The sequence below is a fragment of the Parasphingomonas puruogangriensis genome (genome assembly GCF_036663635.1).
Lineage (GTDB): Bacteria > Pseudomonadota > Alphaproteobacteria > Sphingomonadales > Sphingomonadaceae > Sphingomonas.
In genome coordinates, this window is record NZ_JAXOJI010000004.1 from 244,051 (window position 1) to 265,317 (window position 21,267).

The following is a 21,267-nucleotide window of genomic DNA, read 5'->3' on the forward strand; positions in this document are numbered from 1 at the left end:
GGAGAGGCCGGGGGCAGCGGCGGCTCTACGCCGCCAGCCGTACCGCCACATCGCTCATGAACCGTCCGTCGTCTCCCGCGGCCAGCCACGGCGCCTCGGCGGCCACCGCGCCCAGCAACCCTGCCAGCCCGTCCATCTCCGCCTTGGCGTAATTGCCCAGCACATAACCGTGTACGCGGTCCTTATGCCCGGGATGCCCGATGCCCAGCCGCACGCGGCGGAAATCAGGCCCCAGATGCTGGTCGATCGAGCGCAGCCCGTTATGCCCCGCGGTGCCGCCGCCGGTCTTCACCTTGACCTTGAACGGCGCCAGATCGAGCTCGTCGTGAAACACGGTCAGCGCGTCGATATCGAGTTTGTAGAAGCGCAGCGCCTCGCCGACGCTGCGGCCGCTCTCGTTCATGAACGTGGCCGGCTTGAGCAACAATATCTTTTGCGTGCCGACGCGGCCTTCCTGCGTCCAGCCCAGGAACTGCTTCTTGATCGGTGAAAAGCCATACATGTCGGCGATCGTATCGGCGACCATGAAGCCGACATTGTGCCGGTTGAGGGCATAGCCCGCGCCGGGATTTCCGAGACCGACCCAAAGCTGCATGTCGTGTTATCGCCCGTCCGAATGAAAAAGGGCAGCGGAAACGGGTTGTCCGTCGCCGCTGCCCCAAATCGCGTTGAAGAAGACCAGAGCTTATTCGCCCTTGTCGTCGCCTTCGGCAGCGTCGCCCTCGGCGGCATCGCCCTCGGCTTCAGCTTCGGCCTCGGCAGCGGCGTCGGCATTCGCCTCGGCAACCGCCGCATCCAGCTCTTCGTCTTCGACGGTCGGCACGGTCGGCGGCACGATCGTCGCGATGGTGAAGTCGCGGTCCGTGATCGCCGGGGTCACGCCCTTGGGCAGCGTGATGTTGCTGATGTGGATCGAATCGCCGATCTCACGGCCGGCCAGCGAGATGCTGATCTCGCCCGGGATTGCCGAGGCGTCGCAGACCAGTTCGATCTCGTGCTGCACGATGTTGAGCACGCCATTGCCCTTGGTCAGGCCATTCGACTCTTCCTCGTCGGTGAACACGACGGGCACCGAGACGTGCACCATGGTGTGCTCGCCGATGCGCAGGAAATCGACATGCATCGGCCGATCGGTAACCGGGTGGAACGCGACGTCCTTGGGCAGGGTCAGCGTTGCGCCACCGGCCAGCTCGACCGAAACGGTGGAATTCATGAAATGCCCGGTCATCAAAGCGCGCATCAGCGCCTTTTCCTCGAGGTGGATCGAAACGGGTTCTTGCTTGTTGCCGTAGATCACGGCGGGTACGCGGCCTTCGCGGCGCAACAAACGGGAGGCTCCCTTGCCAACCAGTTCGCGCGTCTCGGCTGCGAGCGTCAATTGTTCGCTCATCTTAATGCTCCGAAATGCAGGTTCAAATCTCGCGCCAAGCCTCCAGGGATGACCCTGACGCGAAGCGCGCGCCTATAGGCGAAAACCGCGGTGCTGGCAAGCAAGCTCAGGTGGCGGCGCGCATCCGCTGCATCACCCGGGCATACAGCGCGTCGCCGGTCACGCGGTGTGCGTACATCGGCTCGTTGGGGTCGGGCTCGACCCCGTCGCCGGGGAAATAGCCGATCCGATCGGTGATCACGCGTGCACCTTGCAGGGCGTATTGCGCGGCCAGTTGCTCTACCTGGCGTTTGGCGCGGCCATAGGCATGGTCATGGTCGATCCACATCGACGAGGGCACGAAGATCGCCGCATAGCGCTGCCAGTCCTTGAGATGGGCGGTGACGCGGGCGACATGCTGGTCCGGCTCGTCGTGATGATAGGCGCAATCGAACAGATACGGCGTATAGCCCGGCGCATGCGCCTTTCGCGTGTCTCCGACATCCACCGCCTCGACCTCGAAGCCGTCGCGCAGCAGCCGCGAGGCGAACGCACTGCCCAGCTTGCCCCGGGCTCCGGTCACGATCGCACTGTGGTGGGGCTTGGTCATGCCGCCGCTGTAGCGGGCGACCCGGAGGCGCGGAAGCGGGAGAGTATAAAACGCTGTGCCAACCATCTGTGCTCCTGCGAAAGCAGGAGCCTAGGGTCCCGAGCGCTGGCGTCGGTAACCCTGGGCTCCCGCGTACGCGGGAGTACACGTGATTTTTCGCGATCTACACTCAATCCCCCGCCTTCTTCCGCCCGCGTCCGCGCGTCATCGGATCGGGCTTCACCGGCGGCGTCCAGCCCGGCGGTGGGGTATAGCGTTGCTGGCTGGTGCCGAGCCCCATCTTGCCCGGCTGTTGCCGCGTGAGGCCGACGGGGTCGACCGCCGCCGCATCGCCGGCGTCGCTTTGCCCGCGCAGGATGCTGATCTGGTCGCGCAGCGTCGCGGCAAGCGCGAAATCCTGGCGCTCGGCGGCGGCTTCCATTTGCTGGCGGAGGGTGTCGATACTGGTCATGGCCGTTCAACGCACCGCAGCCGCTTGGGATGCGCACCAGAACCGCAGCCGTCATCCCAGCGAAAGCTGGGATCTCATGCGGCAAGGGAACGACGTAAGCCCCACGAGACCCCAGCGTTCGCTGGGGTGACGTTCGTGGTGGGAGCGGCGGATACCGCTATCGCTTCCCCGCCCGATACGCCTTCACCGCCGCCAGCGTCCCTTCGACATGGCCCACCGGATTGCCTTGCGTCAGCGCGAAGATCACCTTGCCGCTCGGCGCGATCACATAGCTTGTGCGATTGGTCATCTTGGCGCCCGGTGCCATATGCACGTCATAGCCCTTGATCACGCCCGCGCTTGCCGTGCCGACGGGGAATTTGTCGCGACATGCCTCGACCGAGAATTTGGCGAGCTTATCGATCGGGTCGGCGCTCAGCCCGATCAAGGTCGCGCCATTGGCGGAGAAATCGTCCGCCGCCTCGGCAAAGGCATGCGCCTCGATCGTGCAGCCGCCGGTAAACGCCGCGGGGAAGAAATACACCACCACCGGCCCCTTCCTGAGTGCCGCCTTCAGCGCGAAATCGAACTGCTTGCCGCCTTTCGCCGCCTTGGTGACGATGTTCGGCACGCGCGCGCCCACCGGCAGTGCGGCCTGCGCGGGTAGGGCGAAGGCGGTGGCGGCAAGGGCGAACAGGATACGCTTCATGGGACAACTCCGGCTAAGACTCCGCCACCGTAAGCGGCAAATGTCGTCCTGTCTTTGGCTTTGGCGCGCGTCCCTGCTATCGGCCCACGATACCTCTCACAGATCGACAGAAACACGTGGCCACTCCCCTCGATAAGATCCGCAATTTCAGCATCATCGCGCATATCGATCACGGCAAGTCGACGCTTGCCGATCGCCTGATCCAGGAGACGGGCGGGCTCACCGCGCGCGAAATGTCCGAGCAAGTCCTTGATAACATGGAGATCGAGAAGGAGCGCGGGATCACCATCAAGGCGCAGACCGTGCGCCTGGCCTATAAGGCCGATGACGGCGAGACCTACACGCTGAACCTGATGGACACGCCGGGTCACGTCGACTTCGCCTATGAAGTCAGCCGCTCGCTGGCCGCCTGCGAAGGCGCGCTGCTCGTAGTGGATGCCGCGCAGGGCGTCGAGGCGCAGACGCTGGCCAATGTCTATCAGTCGATCGAGCATGATCACGAGATCGTGCCCGTGATCAACAAGATCGATCTCCCCGCCGCCGATCCCGACAAGGTCAAGGCCGAGATCGAGGAAGTGATCGGGCTCGACGCGAGCCAGGCCGTGCTGACCAGCGCCAAGGCCGGCATCGGCATCCGCGAAGTGCTGGAAGCCGTCGTCACCCGCATCCCGCCGCCCAAGGGCGACGCTGACGCGCCGCTCAAGGCGATGTTGGTCGACAGCTGGTACGATCCCTATCTCGGCGTCGTCATCTTGGTCCGCGTCGTCGCCGGCACGCTCAAGAAGGGCCAGCTGATCAAGTTCATGGCCACCGGCACGCAGCATCTGATCGACCGCGTCGGCTGCTTCCGCCCGCGCATCGAGCAATTGACCGACCTGAGCGTCGGCGAGATCGGCTTCATCACCGCACAGATCAAGGAAGTGGCGCAGACCCGCGTCGGCGACACCATCACCGACGTCAAACGCCCCGCGCTCGAGCCGCTGCCCGGCTTCAAGGAAGTCCAGCCGGTGGTGTTCTGCGGCCTGTTCCCGGTCGACGCCAACGATTTCGAGAAACTGCGCGAAAGCATCAGCAAGCTGCGGCTCAACGATGCCAGCTTCAGCTTCGAGATGGAAACCAGCGCGGCCCTGGGCTTCGGCTTCCGCTGCGGTTTCCTAGGCCTGCTGCACCTGGAGATCATCCAGGAGCGCCTCACCCGCGAATATGATCTCGATCTGATCACCACCGCGCCGTCGGTGGTCTATGAGATCGAGCTGACCCATCCCGATCCCGCCGGCACGACTCATTTCGAGCTGCACAACCCCGCCGACATGCCCGATCCCAACAAGATCGCGATCATCAGCGAGCCGTGGATCAACGCGGTGATCTACGTGCCCGACGAATATCTCGGCTCGATCCTCAAGCTCTGCCAGGATCGTCGCGGCATTCAGAAGAACCTGACGTATGTCGGCGGCCGCGCGCAGGCGACGTACGAGTTGCCGCTCAACGAAGTGGTGTTCGATTTCTACGATCGGCTGAAATCCATGTCGAAGGGCTATGCCAGCTTCGATTATACCCAGATCGGTTACCGCGAGGGCGACCTCGTCAAGATGAGCATCCTGGTCAACGAGGAGCCGGTCGATGCGCTGTCGATGATCGTCCACCGCGGCACCGCCGAAGTCCGCGGCCGCGGCATGGTCGAGCGCTTGAAGGACCTGATCCCGCGCCACCTGTTCAAGATACCGATCCAGGCGGCGATCGGCGGCAAGGTGATCGCGCGCGAGACGATCAGCGCGATGCGCAAGGACGTGACCGCGAAATGCTATGGCGGCGACGCGACGCGCAAGAAGAAGCTGCTCGAGAAGCAGAAGAAGGGCAAGCTGAAGATGCGCGAATATGGCAGCGTGAGCATCCCGCAGGAGGCGTTCATTGCGGCGTTGAGGATGGGGGAAGAATAGTGGCATCGCTTTTCGATGACCTGATCAAAATCACCGAACCGGAAACGACCCCAGATATCCGCAAACTTGCGATGCGCGATTTTGCCGAGCTGCTTCGGTGGACTCCAAGTTATGAGCTCTAAGCATCCTTAGGACTTGATATAGTTGCGGACCACGTGGTTGTCGAACACGGCTTATCAAATTCCGCCGTTATAACTTTCCTACGTGGTCCGCATCGTGCCAGCGAGCTGGATGCCGCCCAAATGCGTGCGTAGCTATCCATATCGTATAATAATCTCGTTGAGTGGCACTTATTTGTGTCTCAAGGAGACGTGCGAAGAGTAAACAACCTAATTGATCCGGGTTCTAATCCTTCCGCCGACACATGGTTTGCTTTATCCCCGAGCACTTTCTCTGAACATTTGTCATACGAGAATTTGTCAAGCGTTAGTGGTTTTGATGCGAAAAGAAGAAATCTTCGCGCCTGCGATGATGCCCTCATCTCGGTAATTAGTAGATGGAAGCGTCTCCTGAAGGCGGACTATCCTGATGTAAATAATGAAATTTTGTCTACGCTATTTAATGCCATTATATTCGTAAGGGGGTGTGAGGACCGGCGGCTCGATGTTGGATCGAGCGGAGGGCGACCGTTAATGAGGTTGCTATCACTGATTTCAGAAGATCACGTCGATATCGGTGTGTTACTCAATGAGGGCTTTGTTAATACCAAAGTTGCTGGAGACCTGGCTGCCTATATATCGCTCAAGAAGCTCGGCAGCTTATCGAGGATGGATAAGGTAACGGCGTATAATCTCATTAGAGATTTTTATTCGCCTAAGGAAGCTCCCTACGATCTCAATTTCGCATTGATGTCAAAGCATGCACTGAGCAGAATATATGAGCGCTTTGTTTCACTCCTCGTTCCTGACGATGTAGACAGCGCGCAATTATCATTTATCGCTGGTGTGCCAAGTGAGCGTACACCTATCCGAACGGGCGCCGTTTACACACCGCAGTTCGTTGCAAGCTTTTTTGCCCGCTATATCCGCGAAAATACTACTCCGAGACGGTTTAGGTCGTTAACTAGCTTTGATCCTGCTTGTGGTTCTGGAATATTTCTTCGGAATCTTTTAGAATTGCAATGCAGCCCGCTTGATCCCAACCTGACTAAGGCTACCATAAGCGACCTATTTGGCCGTTCTGTAGGTTATGACAGGGATGCAAACGCTAGTGAAGCTACGAGGCTTTCTCTTGCGTTGCTGCATCTTGTGGCAACAGATCGTCTGCCCACAAATCTCGCGATATATGCTGAGGATGTAATTGCTACCGCGCAGGCGGGGGGTCTGGTGGCCAATCAATTCGGTGCGGTAATGACCAACCCACCGTATATTAAGTTGGATCATCTCTCAGCTGCTGACCGAAGCATCCACAGTGATTATCTGGGAGATCAGTTTAAAGGGCGTCTCGACACCTATATCAGCTTTGTTAAACTGTGTTTAGAAGTGACAGAGCCGGGCGGCCTTGCGTGCTTTGTCCTTCCTCAAACATTCCTCACCGCTCGTAACTCTGAGCTATTTCGAAGGGAGATCTCGAAAAAGTTCGATGTTAAATGTCTCATCGATCTATCAGCAATTAATGTTTTCGACGGCGTCGGAGCTTATAGCATACTGCTCGTAATTCAGCGTCGACTTGCCGGCGAGGGGCCTGCCGGCTCCGCGATAATCGCGCAGGCTAGTGACTTTGTCGGTGCAGCACTTCAGGCGGTGTTGGACGGTCAGCTGGTTAATGATCCGTACTATAAAGTCTTTGAAGTCAGTCAGGCTTTTTTTGCAGGCAAAACATGGGTTATCATTGGCCCTGATGCAATGGTGCTTGATCAAAAACTGAATGTACTGCCAAAGTTAGGTGAATATCTTGATATATTTCAAGGATTCGTAACGGGCGCAGATGATGTTTTTATTATTCCAAAAATGGACGTTGCTGACGGTGAGATCGAGATCTTTTTAGATTACATGCCGGATAGGCAGATCGGCAGATTTTCGCTTCCGGCGCGCTCGGTGGAAGTCGTGTTTTATCCGTATTTGGGGCTGCGCCCTATTACCGAAGATGAATTGCAGCGCAAGTTTCCAAAGACGTGGCAATATCTTGTGGCCAATAGGCCTAAGCTAGAAAAGCGTAAAAGATCTCCCGGTACACCCTGGTGGAAACCGGAACGACCTAGGGAGCCTACGCGGATGCGTAGCCCAAAGATCATCTGCCCGCATCTCATGCTTACTCCTCGCTTCGCGGTCGATGCCAGAGGTCGTTTTGCGACTAGCCACGGACCTGTGATGATAGCTAAGGACTCGGGAGAAGGTCAGACTCTGCTGTATTTCTTCTGTGGCATACTAAATTCGATTGTCTCAAGCTGGTATCTGAGAACCTATGTGCCTACCTATTCTAAGGGCTATAGCCGGCTCGAGCCTGCAACGCTGAAAAACCTGCCCGTCCCGGATTTTCGGTTGATCGATCCGGTGAAGCTTGAGAGGTTCTTGCAGCTGGTCAAACAGTCGAATAAAGATCTGTCTGTTGAGGATGAGATAGACGAACTGGTGATAGAGTTTTACGGTTTGGGGCCGAGTGAACGGCGGGCGCTTGGCCGATCCCTTTAATGGCCATTCGGCATACCACAAATGATTTGGTGGGCCGACCGAGGCACATATCGGCTTTGGTGTTGCCGTTGGTCTCTGATGGCAAGCGTATCCAGGTGAGGAGATTTACCGGGATAAATGATTATACTGTCGGTGTTGTAGCTTACGGCCAATCGGCCGACAGCATTTTGGATCCCAGCTCGCCCCGGATACCTACTATGAGAAAAGGGGTATTCTTTAATTATCACGAAACTTGGGTTCCAATTCGTGGTAATCCCGACTCATATGAGCTGAACCGTGCATATCTCCACCTATATCTGAAGTGGTCGATAGATATGCGTGAAGTTCAAGCCTTGAGCCTTCATTGTGATCCTTCGCTCAGCAAATCGGACAAATCTTATAGCTACAAGCGGGGCCCTCACTTACACGTAGGTGGTGCTCAGCCGGACATAGATCGCGCTCATATTTCGCTTTGCGTTGGCGACACCGCTCTTGGAGGGAACAATATTGGCTCGCTCATGTCTAACCTTAAGCGATCTATAGCAATGATTATCGATGAAATTTTGCCTCAATACGTCTAGCATTTTTAGCCACGATGGCCGAAATATAAGTTTCACAGCGTCCCTCGGGCTAAATGGTGTGTCGCGATAAAGCGCGACCGGTCTCCCCAACATATTCCCTCTGCCCTACTCCCCACCCTCCGCCAGCCACGCCGCCCAGCGGTCCTCCGTCGCGGCGGCCTCCCACATGCGTTGGCCGCGGGCCATGATCTCTTCGGCGTCGCGTTGCGCCTGCATGCGCTTGAGGATTGTCGGGCCGCCGCGCATCCCCGCTTCCGCCTCGGTCTTGGACAGGTCGATCGACGGGCGGTCGGGTTCGCCGGCCTCGGCCCAGGCGTAGCGGCGCAGCTGGTCGAGCAGCGCGCTCATCGGGCTGACGATCAGGGTCCGGTTCCCGGCCTTGCCAGGCAGCTCCTCGGTCATGGCGTTGATCAATTCGCGGATCGGCGCGCCGCCGATATCCAGCATGAGCTCGATATGGGTGAGCTGGCGCAAGGTGTAATCGGCGGCGACGATGTGGCCGGCCAGGCGATATTGTCGTTCCGACCGCACCTTGAGCACGTAGCGCTCGAGCAGCGCCTCGACCCGCGCCTCGTGCGCTTTGCGCGCCGCTTCGTCCGGCCCGATCGCGGCCGCCGCTTCCTGCTCGGCGCGTTCGCGGCATATCGGGCAGTTCTCCGCCGCCTCGCGTGCGATCGTGTCGGGGTGGCGCGTGCCGCGGGGCAGGGGATTGTTGCCGTAGAGCTGGGGCAGGTGATGCCGCAGGATGAACATCAACAGGCGATCATTGTACCAGCGCTTCTCGCCGCACTGTTCGCCCTTGTAGAAGACCGGCACCGCGACGCCCTCCACCGCGCGCTCGATCGCGATGTCGGCGAGGCACTGGATACCGTAATCGAGCGCAGCTTCCCAGGCGGCGCGGAAACCCTCGGCGCCAGGCTGGCGGCGGAGATGATAGGCGCCCTCATAGCTCATGTTGATGCGGTGCGCGGCGGCCTTGACCGAGCCGGTATCGGCGAGCGCTTCGACAAAGGCGCGCTGTCGCTCGGCGGTCCAGCCGTCATAGCGGTATTTGCGGGGCACCGGCTTGAAGTCGGGCAGCGGCGGGCGCTGGTCGCGCGGCACTGGCGTTAGGTTCTTCATGATTCGCATGAATAACCCATATGGTTCGTTGTAGGACAGCGCTAAATTTGCTTCGAAGATTAGGGGTTTGGGGAGCGCTCACCCCCCAAACCCCTAGCGGCGATCAGAAGCCCATGCTTACCGTTGCCGATACGGCGCGCGGTGCGCCGATCTGGGCATAGGTCAGCGAGTTGGTCGCGCTGGTGCCGCTGAAACCGCCGACATAGAGCTTGTCGAACAGGTTGGTGACGTTGAGCTGCAGGAACGTCTGGTCGTTCAGGCCGAGCGGCTTGAGCGACACGCGCGCATCCAGGTTGACCAGCGTATAGGCCGGGGCCTTGGCACCATAGACCTGGACGCCGCTGATCACGACCGGCAGGTTCTGATCGTTGACGTAGCGTTCGCCGGTCCGCTTGGCCTCGATGCCGATCCGCACCGGACCGGCATTGGCTTCGGCGCGACCGCCGAACGTGTAGGTCGGCGCGCCGGCTTCGCGCTTGCCGGCGGTCAGGTAGGTGGTCGTCGCCGTCGCCTGGACGTCGTCGAGGATCTTCGACTTCAGGTACGAGCCGAACGCATAGAGCGTGAGCTGATCGACCGGGCGGTAGCTGATGCTGCCGTCCACGCCATATTTATGCACCGTGCCGAGGTTGCGATAGATCGTCGTGTTGGTGTCGAGATCGTAGGACGAGGCCAGACGATCGTGGAACACGGTGTACCAGCCCGACACCTGGGCCTGCAGCCGGCCCTGGCCGAAGCGCAGCCCAAGATCGAAATTGTCGGTCGTCTCCGGCTTGGCCGCTTCGGCGCCGGTCGTGCCCGCGGCGTAATAGAAGCTGTTGTAGAGATTGTCGGTGCCGGGCACCTGCATGCCCTTCGAATAGTTCGCGAACACCGACAGCGGCGCGGCGAGCTGATAGAGCAGACCGGCGCTGGGCAGGACGCGGCTATAGTTGAAGGTGCGGTTCTGCGGCGCCTGATAATTGGGATAGGCGGCGGCGATGATCGCATCGGTCGCGGCATTCTGGCCCGAGCAGACGACCGCGCCGGTGGCGCTGGTGGTGAAGCAGTAATTGGTCAGGTCGCGCTTGAAGAACGGCACGCGCACCCCGGCGGTGACGGTCAGCTTGCTGTCGAGGAAGCGGCCGCGATATTCGCCGAAGCCTTGGTTGAGCAACGCCTTGGAGAAGCGATCGCGCTTCTGCAGCGCGGTGCCGGTGGCGTCGACCAGCGGGTCGGCGCTTGGGAACGGCGTCGTCGCCAGGCCATAGCCGTTGATCGTGGTCAGCTCGCCGGTCTGGCGATGCCGGCCATAATCGAGGCTGTAGCCGACGCGGACGGTCTGGCTGTCGTTAAAGTCGTAGCGCAGCCCGAGATTGAGCAGGTAGCGGTTGGTCTGCGTCGTGCTCGGCGCGCTGACCAGCACGGCATCATTGGTATCGCCGTCGCCATTGAGATCGACGCCGCCGAAATAGGGCGTGCTGCCGACATAACCCGCGACCGACTGGCCGCCGATCGTCGCCGAGCCTTCCTGCGCGGTGGCCGTGCCGCCGCCATTGGCCAGCGTATAGGCATAGGCCGCATCGACCGTGAGGGTCAGCTTGTCGCTGAGCGTGAAGCGCGAATTGAGCCGCAGGTTCGCCGTCTTGGACGGGTTGTAGCGATAGTCATAGGCGCTCAGGCCGCACGCCACGCCGGCGCTGCTGACGCAATTGCCGACCTCGTAGAAGCGCTCGTCCTTGGTCTGCGGGAAGCGGTTGCCCGAGCCGGTGCCGACGCTGGCGCCGCTGTTGCTCAGCGGTACCGAACCGAAGAAGTTGTTGATGTTGCGGTTATAATGGCCGGCGATCGAGATGAAGTCGCCATTGTTGCCGATCGGCTGATAGATTTTGGCGTTGATCTGCGTCTTGTCGACCTTGCCGGCATCGGTGAACACCACATCGTTGGTCGATTTGCTCGCCGAGATGAAGGCGCGCGTGCCGAATTTGGTGAACACGCCGGTGTCGACCACGCCGAACACGCGCATGAAATCATAGTCACCGGCCGATCCAGCGACGTTGATGTGGAAATCCTCGCTCGGGTTGCGCGTGGTATAGTTGATGGTCGAACCGGTGGCGGAGGCGCTGGGGCTGTCGACGTCGGTCGAACCCAGGCTGACGGTGACCTGCCCGATCAGCTCGGGGTCGAGCTGCTGGTTGGAATAGATGGCATAGTTGCCGGTATCGTTGAGCGGGAAGCCGTCCCACATTTCCGACACGCGGCTGGCATCGAAGCCGCGGATGCTCAGCGTGCCGCCGGTCGAGCCGTACGGATCGTTGTTCTGGAAGCTGACGCCCGGCAGCATGTTGATCGTGTCGTTGATCGTCTGGCCCGGCGTCTCGTGCTGGATGAACGTGGCATCGAGCCCGACCTTGGCTTTGGAGGTGGCCGGCAAGACGACGCCGCCGACATCGGCATCGCCCTTTTTGGCGGTGACGACGATCTCGTCGAAATCCTGCGTGCTGGTGGATTGTGCGAAGGCTGGTGTCGCGACGATGCACAGGGTGCAGCCGAGCAACCCCCGCTTGAACGATGTACTACGCATGTAGGAAAAACCCCGAAACAACACGGCGTCCCGCACGCCGCTCGGGAGGGGCCCGTGGGGGATCGGCATGTCTGGCAAATGTCTGGACATTTCATGCCTGATACATGCAACAGATTGCAGACGCCGTGGGGCTTTCGGGTTGCCCGCCCCACCGTGGAAAAGGCGACGCGCGGCAAGGATGGCCGCCCCGCCAACCCCCCGCTATACCCGCTGGAATATGGAGCTTCCCCGCCTGACCCTGCGCGCCAAACTCGTCGCTTTTGCCGCCGCGATGCTTTTGCCGCTCGCCCCCGGCGCGGCACAATCCCGCGCGCCGCTCGTGCTCGCCGCCGCCAGCCTGCAGGAAGCGATGACCGCTGCCGCTGCGGCCTGGGCCAAGCAGGGCCACCCCAAGCCGATCATCTCCTTCGCCGCGTCCTCCGCGCTGGCCCGGCAATTGCTCGCCGGGGCGCCGGCCGACCTGTTCGCCTCCGCCGACGAGACGTGGATGGATGCCGTGGCGGCGCAGAAGCTGCTCGCGCCGGGCACACGCGCCAATTTCCTCGGCAACCGCCTGGTCGTCATTGCCGCTGCCGGCAGTAAGACGCGCATCCCGTTGCGTCCCGCCGCCGCGCTCGCCCGAACGCTCGGCGCCGGCCCGCTGGCCATGGCCGATCCCGCCAGCGTGCCGGCCGGGAAATATGGCAAGCTTGCGCTGCAGCGGCTCGGCGCATGGTCGGCGATCGCACCGCGCGTCGTAGCAGCGGAAAACGTCCGCGCCGCACTCGCGCTGGTCGAGCGTGGCGCCGCGCCGCTCGGCATCGTCTACGCCACCGACGCGCAGGCCGCGCGCGCGGTGCGCATCGCCGGCATTTTCCCCGCCGCCAGCCACCCGCCGATCGTCTACCCGCTCGCCCGCCTAGCCAGGTCGCACAACCCCGAAGCCGAGGCGTTCCGCCGCTTCCTGCTGTCGCGCCAGGGCAAGGCGATCTTCGTCCGCTACGGGTTCAGCGCGCGCTGATGCTCACGCCCGAGGAATGGGGCATCGTCGCGCTGTCGCTGCAGGTCGGCGGCGCGGCGCTGCTCGTCACGCTGCCGATCGCCTTTGCGCTCGCCTGGCTGCTCGCCCGCGCGACCTTTCCCGGCAAGATCCTGCTCGACGCCGCGATCCACCTGCCGCTGGTCGTCCCGCCGGTGGTCACCGGCTGGCTGCTGCTGCTGGCCTTTGCGCCGGCCGGTCCGCTCGGCCAGTTGCTCGAGCAGGTCTTTGGCATCACCGTGCTGTTCCGCTGGACCGGTGCGGCGATCGCCGCCGGCATCATGGCGTTGCCGCTGATGGTTCGCGCCATCCGCCTGTCGCTCGAAGCAGTCGACCGCCGCTTGGAAGGCGCCGCCCGCAGCCTCGGCGCGAGCCCGCCGCGCGTGTTCCGCACGATCACGCTGCCGCTCGCCATGCCCGGCGTGCTGGCCGGCACGATGCTCGGCTTCGCCCGCGCGCTCGGCGAATTCGGCGCGACGATCACCTTCGTGTCCAATGTCCCCGGGCAAACGCAGACGCTGCCGCTGGCGATCTACAGCGCGCTCCAGCAGCCCGGCGGCGACGCCATGGTGTTGCGCCTGTCGGCGATCTCCGTCGCGCTGTCGCTTGGCGCCCTGGTTGCGTCCGAACTGCTCGCCCGCCGCAGCGGCCGGGGCATCCATGTCCTTTGAACTCGACCTGCGCAAACGGCTCGGCGACCGCGACATCGCGCTGTCGCTGGCGGCGGGGGAGGGGGCGACGATCCTGTTCGGCCCGTCCGGTGCGGGCAAGACGAGCGTGCTCAACATGGTCGCCGGATTGCTTCGCCCCGACCGCGGCACGGTCCGCGTCGCCGGCGACACACTGTATGACAGCGCCGCCGCGATCGACCTGCCGCCAGAGCGCCGTCGCGCCGGCTATGTCTTTCAGGACGCACGTCTGTTTCCGCACCTCCGCGTCCGCGACAATCTGCGTTATGCCCGCCCGACGCATCCGCTCGACCTCGACGCCATCGCCTTTCTCGGCATCGGCCATCTCCTGGATCGCTGGCCGCGCTCGCTCTCCGGCGGCGAGGCGCGCCGCGTCGCCATCGGCCGTGCCGTGCTCAGCGACCCCGCCTTCCTGCTGCTCGATGAGCCGCTTGCTTCGCTCGACGCTGCCCGGCGTGAGGAAATCACCCGCGCGATCGAGCATCTCCGCGACACCGTCAAACTGCCGATCCTGATGGTCACGCACGACGCGGCCGAGGCGGAACGGCTCGGCACGCGTATCATCAGTATGGGGGATTAGGGCTATTTGCGGGCGTCCCCAGCACGCCGCGCAGGAACGCCATCTCGACCTGCAGGCTGAGATCCTGGTTGGGTTTCTTGCGCCAGCCATGGCCTTCGTCGGCGAACAATAGATACGATACCGGCACGCCGCGCGCGCGCAGTGCATCCACCATCTGCTTGCTCTCGCGCATCGGCACGCGCGGATCGTTGACGCCCTGTTCGATCAGCATCGGCTTGGTGATCCCGGCGACATTGGCGCGGGGGCTGATCTTGGCGAACACCGCCTTCATTTTCGGCGTGCGCTCGTCGCCATATTCGGCGCGGCGATTGTCGCGCCGATAGGCCTCGGTGTTTTCGAGGAACGTTACCCAGTCGCCGATTCCGAACAGATCGACCCCGCCGGCCAATTTGTCGCTATATTTGGTCATCGCCGCGAGCGACATATAGCCGCCATAGGAGCCGCCGATCACCGCGATGCGGCTGGCGTCGAGATCGGGTTGCGTCGCGATCCACTCGATCAACGCGCCGATGTCCTTGACCGAATCCTCGCGTTTCTCGGCATTGTCCAGGTTGAGATATTTGGTGCCGTAACCATCCGAGCCGCGTACGTTGGGCACGATCACCGTGGCCTCCAGCGTGTCGACGAAGCTGGCGATGGTCGGCGACCAGCCCGGCCGCGCCTGGCCCTCGGGCCCGCCATGGATCGAGATCAGCACCGGCGTCTTCGCCCCCGGCGCGGCGTTCCTCGGACGATAGACGAATGCCGGCACGGAGAGTTTGTCGAAGCTGGCGAAGCGCACCAATTGGGGCTCGGGCAGCGCCGCGCGATCGATCGGCCCGATCTCGGATTCGGTCCAGCGCGACAGCGTGCCGCCCGCCACGTCCCAGCCATAGACGTCGCCCGGCCCCGCCGCGGAGGCGATGCTCACCGCCAGCTTGGCGCCATCGGGCGACAGTTTCAGCCCGCTGACCACGCCCTTGATGAAGTCCGGTTGCGGCAGCGCGCGGCGCGTGACGAAATCCTGCACCACGACCTTCGAATAGCCGTCCTCGTTGACGACATAGGCCAGCACGCGGCCGTCATCGCTAAGCTCGAAATCCTCCACGTCCCAGCTGAGCCCGGGCGCGACCGGCGTCATCTTGCCCGTCGCGATATCGATCACCACCAGGCGCTGTACGTCGCTGCCGCGATTGCTGACCGCGATCAGCGCCCGCCCGCCGCGGATGAACTTCGCGCCCGACAGATTGGCCGGCGCGCCCTTGACGATCTCGGTCGCGACGCCGCTGGCCAGGTCGAGCGTGAACAGCCGGTCCTCGCGGTTCGACACGCCGAGCGTCATGAGCACCGTCTTGCCGTCTTCGGAAACGTCGCTCGGCGTCATTGCGCCGGTCGCCTTGTAGACCAGTTTGCGGCTCGCCGGATCGGTCGGCGTGGCGGAGAGAATGTTGCGGTCGCCCGATCCCTTGATGGCCTGCGACCAGAACACCCGGCTGCCGTCCCGCGCCAGCGTCACGCCATCGTTGCGTGTGCCCGCTTCGGTGAGTTGCACGGAATTGCCGTCCGGCCCCATCGTGTAGATCTGGAACCATTCGTCCCCGCCGGTATCGCGGCTGAACACGATGCGATCGGACTGCGGGATGGCCCGCCCGCCAGCGATGGGCTCCGCCGCAAAGGTGACCTGGGTGCGCGCCATGCCCGGCGCCTTCACGCGGTGGAGCTGCACCGTCGTGCCGAACCGTGTGGCGATCAGCAGGCTGCCATCGGGTAACCAGTCCGCCACGCTGGCCGAGCGGCTCTGTTGGTAGCGCGCGACCGCCGTCGCCAATTCGGGCGCGATCGGCGGCACATTTTCCAGCGTCGCCGCGCCGACGGTGCGCACCTCGACTTTGGACGCTTCCTGTGCGGCGGCAAGCGCTGGGGCGAGCGTGATCAGGGCAGTGGCGGCGAGCAAATGGCGCATGGGAGTCTCCGGAACCGTTCGCCAAACTGTAGCCGCCATTGCCGTCCGCGCAACCGCTCACAATCGCGCCCGCTGCCCGCCGTCAGGGTGCCGGTTGGACAGCCGCCGCAAACAGCTCGGCGAAGGGCCGGCTTTCCGGCAACACATAGACCACGCCATTGCCCGGTTTGAACAAAGGCGCGACGATCGTCTCGTAGAACAGCGTCGGCACGTTGATGCAGCCGTAGGAAACGCGATTGTCGCCGGTCGATGCGGTGGCGAGCCGGGCCAGGCGATGTTCCGCCGCATTGCCGGTGGCCACGCGGTGCAGCGAGATTGCCGCATCGTAATCCACCCACAGGATGTCGTGCTCGAAGTTGCGGCCCATCACCGCGTCGAACCGTCCGGCCGGCGTGATGCGATCGGCCGGGCCGATATCGGCCAGCTTGCGGTCGCCGATACCGGGCGGGGATACGTCGCCGCGGGCCAGGCCGAGCAAGGCCGGCGTGTCGCCGCGCAACGTGCCGTCGGTCGCGAAGGCGAAGACACGCGCCCCGGTTTTGTCGACGATGATGAACGGGCGGCCATGCGCGTCGTCCGATCGCACCACCCAATCGGCCAGGCGCCGTGCGTCACCCGACGGGGCGGCGCGGCCGAAGTCGGCCGCCACCGGCTTGGCGAGCGCCGGACCGGTGGCGAGGAGGCCGAGCGTGCCGCCGAGCAGGAGCCACGCTCGGCGCATCTTAGTTGCGATCCTGCTTGGCCGGGCGGGCTGGCGCCGGCGCGTACGGCTGGACCGTTTCGCCGCGCGGGGCGAACTGGCGCGGCGCTGCCGGCCTTTCCGGCGTCAGCGTCTCGAGCTGGTCGGTTGGGACCAACACGCCTTCCTCGACCACTTCGACACCCGGGCTGCCCGGCTGGAACGACTGGACCGGCCGGGTCGGGCGGCCGAGCAACGGCACGCCCTGCGGGCTGCCGGGCGTGGTGCCGGGCGGAACGATGATCGGCGTGGCCACGGGCGTATCGCCCGGGCTGGTCGGCGTCTCGCCGCCCGGCGTTTCGACCGGCGGAGTCACCACGACCGGTGGGGTCACGACGACGGGTGGGGTCACCACGACCGGCGGCGTTACCACGACCGGCGGGGTTACCACGGGCGGTGTCACGACCGGCGGGGTCACCACCGGTGGCGTGACCACGGGCGGTACGACGACGGCGGCGATGATCGACCCGGTGGTGCGGAAGGTCGACACGCAGCACGATCCGGCCAGGGCATATTGCCCGGCATTGGCGCCGGCCAGGCTATACCCGGTATAGGTAATCCCGACATTGGTGCCGGCATCAGCATTGTCGAAGGTCGCGCTGGCATTTGCCCCGGCGACTAACGTCACGCCGACCGGCAGGCCGGACGTAGCCGTAGTGTTGAACCCGTTTAGCGTCACTGCCGTCGAGCCGTCCGCGGTCTTCGTGCCGCCCGGGAAGACCAGCATGCGCTGCACCACGGACGCCCCGAGGCTCAGCGTGAAGAAGCCGGAAAAGTCGGTCGGCGCGGCATAGGAGATGGGGTTGTAGTTGATCACCACGGCCGCGTTCGGCCCGGTCACCGTCACCGGCGGCGTGAGTGGCGCGAACACCAAGGTGCCCGCGTCGACGCCCGGCCCGGTACCGTCGGCCCCGGCGATGATCAGCAGCCCCGGCTGCAGGCCCAGGCTTTGCGACGGGATCGTGCTGCCGCGGGTCAGCGTGACTGCCGCGGCGATGTTCACGTCATGCCCGGCGCACAAGGCGATGTTGCCATCGGTCGTGGTCATAGCGTGGAACACGTTCACGTTGCGCCCGGCGTTGAGCAGGATGCTGCCATTGGTGGTGGTCAGCGCGGCATTGACGGTCACGTCGCGGCCGCAACAGGCGATGATGTTGCCGTTGGTCGCGGTGATCGAGGCGTTGATCAACACGTCGCGCACCGCGTTGAGCCGCAGCGTCGTCGTGCTCGGGCTCGCCGTCCAGGCGATCGCGTCGTTGACGATGATGTCGCCATTGCCCGGTATGGTGGTGCCCAATTCGGTGGTCGGTGGCGTACCCGGCGTGGTCACGTCGCCGGTCGGCAAGGTGCTGATCGTCACGCTGTTGGTGACCAGCAGTGCAGACAATGTCGCGCCCGAGATGTTGCCGCCGGCGCCGATGATGAAGTCCTGCGGATCGATCAGCCACGTGCCGGTCAGCCCGGCGGGGGCCAGCGTCGAGACATGGGCGGTGTCGGCGATGTTGACGTGCGCGGCGGAGGTTTCGATGAACCCGCCGCTGCCGCCATTGGGCGCGCTGGCGTCGAGCGTCCCGCTAAGGTTCAGCGTGCCGCTCTGCATGTCGCCGAGCAGGCGGATGTCGCCGCCGCGCGTGTCGATCGTGCGTGCTTCGATCACGCCTGTATTATTGACCACAGTGGCGAGCAATTGGCCCGCGGCCTGCGTCGTCAGCAGCACATGGCCGCCATCGGCGCGGATCAGCCCGCCATTGCGCACGGCCGCGCCGACCGCGCCGGTATCGACCACCAGGTTGAGCAGCCCGTCGCCGGCGACATCCATGGTCATGGCATTGCCCGCCGCCATCGCCACGGTGCCGAAGCGCGCCTGGATTGTGCCGTCATTGGCGACATTGGCGCCGAGCAAGGCGACATAGCCGCCATCCGCCGCGGTGATCGTGCCCTGGTTGAGCACCGTACCCGTACCGCTGCCGGCGAAGCGATATTGGCCGGCCATGAAATCCGCATCGGCAATGTCGCGCGTCGAGGCGACCAACCCGCCGACATTGACCTGCGATCCGGCGCCGAACAGCACGCCATTGGGGTTGACCAGGAACACCTGGCCGTTGGCGTTGAGATTGCCGAAGATCTGCGAGGCATCAGGCCCGGTCACGCGGTTGAGCGCGACCGAATTGCTGTTCGGCTGAACGAACGTCACGCTGTTGCCCTGCGCGATGTTGAAACTGTCCCAATTGATCACCGCGGCCTGGCTCGACTGGTTGATCGTCAGGCCAGTCGTGCTGCCGGTCATCGTTGCTGCGCCCTGCACGACCGTGCCGTTGGTCGGCAGCGATTGCGCCTGCGCCGAGGCGGCGAGGAACAACGAGCCAGCCAGCCCGGCGGCGGCAAGGCGCACCAGCCCGGACAGACCGGTCGTGGCCAGCAAGTGGCGGCGGGGGGCGGGGGCGGACAAACTGTCGGTGCTGTGAACGTTCATGCTGAAGTCCTTTGGAAAAACGGAGGCGCGGACGGCGATCAGAAAAGCTTGGAGACCTGGAACCAGAAGCGGCCGTCACGGTCCGGTGCGGAGGTCGCCGCGGTGTCGCCGATCTTGCGCGCGTAGCTGCCCTTCAGCGTGAAATTGCCGGGCGTCATCCACGCCACGCCGCCGCCGAAGCCGCTGCGGGTGGCCGTGTTGGCGCCGTCGAACCACGGGCGATGCGCGTAATCGACCTGGCCGGCATCGACGAAGCCGAACAGTTGCACTTGGCCGGGGAAGGTCCGCGCCCAATCGGTGACCATCAGCCGGACCTCGCCGGTGGCGATATAGCCGGTGTCGCCGTAAGCCTCGCCCTCGGGATAGGCACGCACGCCGTACGCGCCGCCCAATTCCATCTTCTCGGACGTATCGAGATTGTCGAACGCGACCTGCCCGCGCACGGCGCCGTATAGTGACAGTGGCCCGGCCACCGATTGGATCCGGGCGAAAGCGCCCTGCGCCCGGGCGAACCGGCCGTCGCTACGCGCGGTGAGCGCGTCGACCGCGCGATCGAGCGGACTGCGCAACGTCAGATTGCCGAGCGAGGCGCCGATCGAGAAGATATTGAGACCGCCGCCACCAAGATGATCGCGGCTATTGCCGTTGAGCCCGATCGTGCCGACCTGGCTTGCCTTGCGCGAACGCGTCCCAACCAGATCGTAGCGATCGTCGAACCATTTCGCATCGACCGTGCCGGTCGCGTACAGATTGGCGCGGCGCGAGCGGATCAGCGGATAGCTGGCATAGACACTGGCGATCTGGGCATCGCCGCTGGCGTCGAGCTGCTTGAATTCGCGGCCCAGATCATAGCGGAAATAGGCGAAGGCGGCGCCCAAGGTGAGGTTGCCGACCGGTGCCTGGTAACTGACGCGGCCGTATGCCAGGCCGCTGGTCGAAGCGAGCACCCGCAGGCTGAGCATGTCGCCGATCCCGGCGGCATTGTTGAGATTGATCGTCCCGCCGCCGCGATACGTGCCGGTATAGCGATTGCCGGCATTGTCGGCCTCGATGCTGCCGTCGATGCTACGGCCCGGCGTCAGATCGACCGTCAGGTCGGAGGTGCCGACCTGTGAGCCCGGGGCCAGCGTGCCGCGTGCGACCACGCCGGGAATGTCGGACAACAGTAACAGGCGGCGCTCGAGCGGGGCATTGGCGACCACGTCGCCGCTATCCAACCCGCGCAGCACGCCTTCGGCGATGCCGGGGTGCAGGCGGCTGTGGTTGGTGACCGCGACCGCGCCATAGCGGCCTTCGATCACGGCGATGGTCACCGATCCGCTCTTCACATCCTGCGACGGCAGATAGGCCTGGGCGAGGAAATAGCCGCGCGCCTTGTAATAACCGGCAATCCGGGCCGCAGCGGCGCGCAGATCGACCAGGCTCATTTCCTGGCCAGGCGCGAACCCGCTTGCCGCGATCAACGTCGCTTCGTCGAACAGCGTCTGACCGGAGACGCGCAGTGCTGCGACAGTGATTCTGGCGCTGGCGGGATCGGCCGCGGCTGGCGCCGGCGGCGTTTCGATTACCAGTTCCGGCTCTTTCTTGGGCGTCACCGGCATGGGCGGAATTTGTTGTAGCTGGCTTCCGGCGGAGGGGACTTGTTGCGCAAACGCCGTCTGTCCGCTGGCCAGCAGCGCGACGGTGAACAAACCAACCTTCATAGAATATACCCTAATATGCTCGCACAGACGCAGTACCCAAACCGCCGAGACGCGCGGATGAGCTCACCAATTTCTGAATGATCGATCGTGTCCGTATTTGGATCGTTGCAGGCTTCAGCTTGCCGGAAGGCGCGCTTGGCATTGTCCAATATTATTGTAGATCATTATCTCAGGATATTGATCTAGTGTAAAG

The 21,267-nt window shown here is 63.5% G+C and carries 16 protein-coding genes; 5 read left to right on the plus strand and 11 right to left on the minus strand.

Going from position 1 to position 21,267, the window contains the following annotated elements:
• Positions 1-25 precede the first annotated feature (25 nt).
• The 5 genes from pth to U1739_RS12310 form a co-directional block, all read right to left on the minus strand.
• The gene (gene pth, locus U1739_RS12290) at positions 26-595 is read right to left on the minus strand and encodes an aminoacyl-tRNA hydrolase (RefSeq protein WP_332708425.1); all 570 of its coding nucleotides are present in this window, start codon (positions 593-595) and stop codon (positions 26-28) included.
• Between the two features lie 90 nt (positions 596-685).
• Entirely contained in the window at positions 686-1,390 is a 705-nt protein-coding gene (locus U1739_RS12295; RefSeq protein WP_332708427.1) for a 50S ribosomal protein L25/general stress protein Ctc, read from the minus strand.
• A 106-nt stretch (positions 1,391-1,496) separates the two neighbouring features.
• Positions 1,497-1,979: an NAD-dependent epimerase/dehydratase family protein gene (locus U1739_RS12300; RefSeq protein ID WP_332708429.1), complete on the minus strand. Its 483-nt coding sequence runs from the start codon at positions 1,977-1,979 to the stop codon at positions 1,497-1,499.
• Between the two features lie 169 nt (positions 1,980-2,148).
• Entirely contained in the window at positions 2,149-2,430 is a 282-nt protein-coding gene (locus tag U1739_RS12305; RefSeq protein ID WP_332708431.1) for a UvrB/UvrC motif-containing protein, read from the minus strand.
• A 157-nt stretch (positions 2,431-2,587) separates the two neighbouring features.
• Positions 2,588-3,118 (minus strand): peroxiredoxin, encoded by a 531-nt coding sequence (locus tag U1739_RS12310; protein WP_332708433.1) that lies wholly within the window; start codon positions 3,116-3,118, stop codon positions 2,588-2,590.
• 116 nt (positions 3,119-3,234) lie between these two features.
• Here U1739_RS12310 and lepA point away from each other — a divergent pair, with 116 nt between their 5' ends.
• The gene (gene lepA, locus U1739_RS12315; RefSeq protein WP_332708435.1) at positions 3,235-5,055 is read left to right on the plus strand and encodes a translation elongation factor 4; all 1,821 of its coding nucleotides are present in this window, start codon (positions 3,235-3,237) and stop codon (positions 5,053-5,055) included.
• 632 nt (positions 5,056-5,687) lie between these two features.
• Positions 5,688-7,685, plus strand: coding sequence for an Eco57I restriction-modification methylase domain-containing protein (locus U1739_RS12320; RefSeq protein ID WP_332708437.1), 1,998 nt, complete (start codon positions 5,688-5,690; stop codon positions 7,683-7,685).
• 665 nt (positions 7,686-8,350) lie between these two features.
• Here the strand turns inward: U1739_RS12320 and U1739_RS12325 are convergent.
• Positions 8,351-9,367, minus strand: a complete 1,017-nt coding sequence (locus tag U1739_RS12325; RefSeq protein WP_332708439.1) for a hypothetical protein — start codon at positions 9,365-9,367, stop codon at positions 8,351-8,353.
• 103 nt (positions 9,368-9,470) lie between these two features.
• Entirely contained in the window at positions 9,471-11,930 is a 2,460-nt protein-coding gene (locus U1739_RS12330) for a TonB-dependent receptor (RefSeq protein WP_332708441.1), read from the minus strand.
• Between the two features lie 217 nt (positions 11,931-12,147).
• Between U1739_RS12330 and modA the strand changes: the two genes are divergently transcribed.
• The 3 genes from modA to U1739_RS12345 are packed head-to-tail and all read left to right on the plus strand — an operon-like array spanning position 12,148 to position 14,217.
• Complete coding sequence (modA, locus tag U1739_RS12335) at positions 12,148-12,930, plus strand: molybdate ABC transporter substrate-binding protein (protein WP_443025550.1); 783 nt, start codon at positions 12,148-12,150, stop codon at positions 12,928-12,930.
• Positions 12,930-13,619, plus strand: coding sequence for a molybdate ABC transporter permease subunit (modB, locus tag U1739_RS12340; protein WP_332708443.1), 690 nt, complete (start codon positions 12,930-12,932; stop codon positions 13,617-13,619). Before modA ends, modB begins: the two co-directional genes overlap by 1 nt.
• Entirely contained in the window at positions 13,609-14,217 is a 609-nt protein-coding gene (locus U1739_RS12345) for an ATP-binding cassette domain-containing protein (RefSeq protein WP_332708445.1), read from the plus strand. The genes modB and U1739_RS12345 overlap by 11 nt, the downstream gene beginning before the upstream one ends.
• Here the strand turns inward: U1739_RS12345 and U1739_RS12350 are convergent.
• The 4 genes from U1739_RS12350 to U1739_RS12365 all read right to left on the minus strand — a co-directional run bounded on the left by U1739_RS12350 (position 14,201) and on the right by U1739_RS12365 (position 21,074).
• Positions 14,201-16,159, minus strand: coding sequence for a S9 family peptidase (locus U1739_RS12350; protein WP_332708447.1), 1,959 nt, complete (start codon positions 16,157-16,159; stop codon positions 14,201-14,203). The genes U1739_RS12345 and U1739_RS12350 overlap by 17 nt on opposite strands.
• An 82-nt stretch (positions 16,160-16,241) precedes the next feature.
• The gene (locus tag U1739_RS12355) at positions 16,242-16,880 is read right to left on the minus strand and encodes a L,D-transpeptidase (RefSeq protein ID WP_332708449.1); all 639 of its coding nucleotides are present in this window, start codon (positions 16,878-16,880) and stop codon (positions 16,242-16,244) included.
• A 1-nt stretch (position 16,881) separates the two neighbouring features.
• Positions 16,882-19,371, minus strand: coding sequence for a two-partner secretion domain-containing protein (locus tag U1739_RS12360; protein ID WP_332708451.1), 2,490 nt, complete (start codon positions 19,369-19,371; stop codon positions 16,882-16,884).
• Positions 19,372-19,409: 38 nt separating this feature from the next.
• A complete protein-coding gene (locus U1739_RS12365) occupies positions 19,410-21,074 on the minus strand; it encodes a ShlB/FhaC/HecB family hemolysin secretion/activation protein (protein WP_332708453.1) in 1,665 nt (554 codons plus the stop codon).
• Between the last annotated feature and the right edge of the window lie 193 nt (positions 21,075-21,267).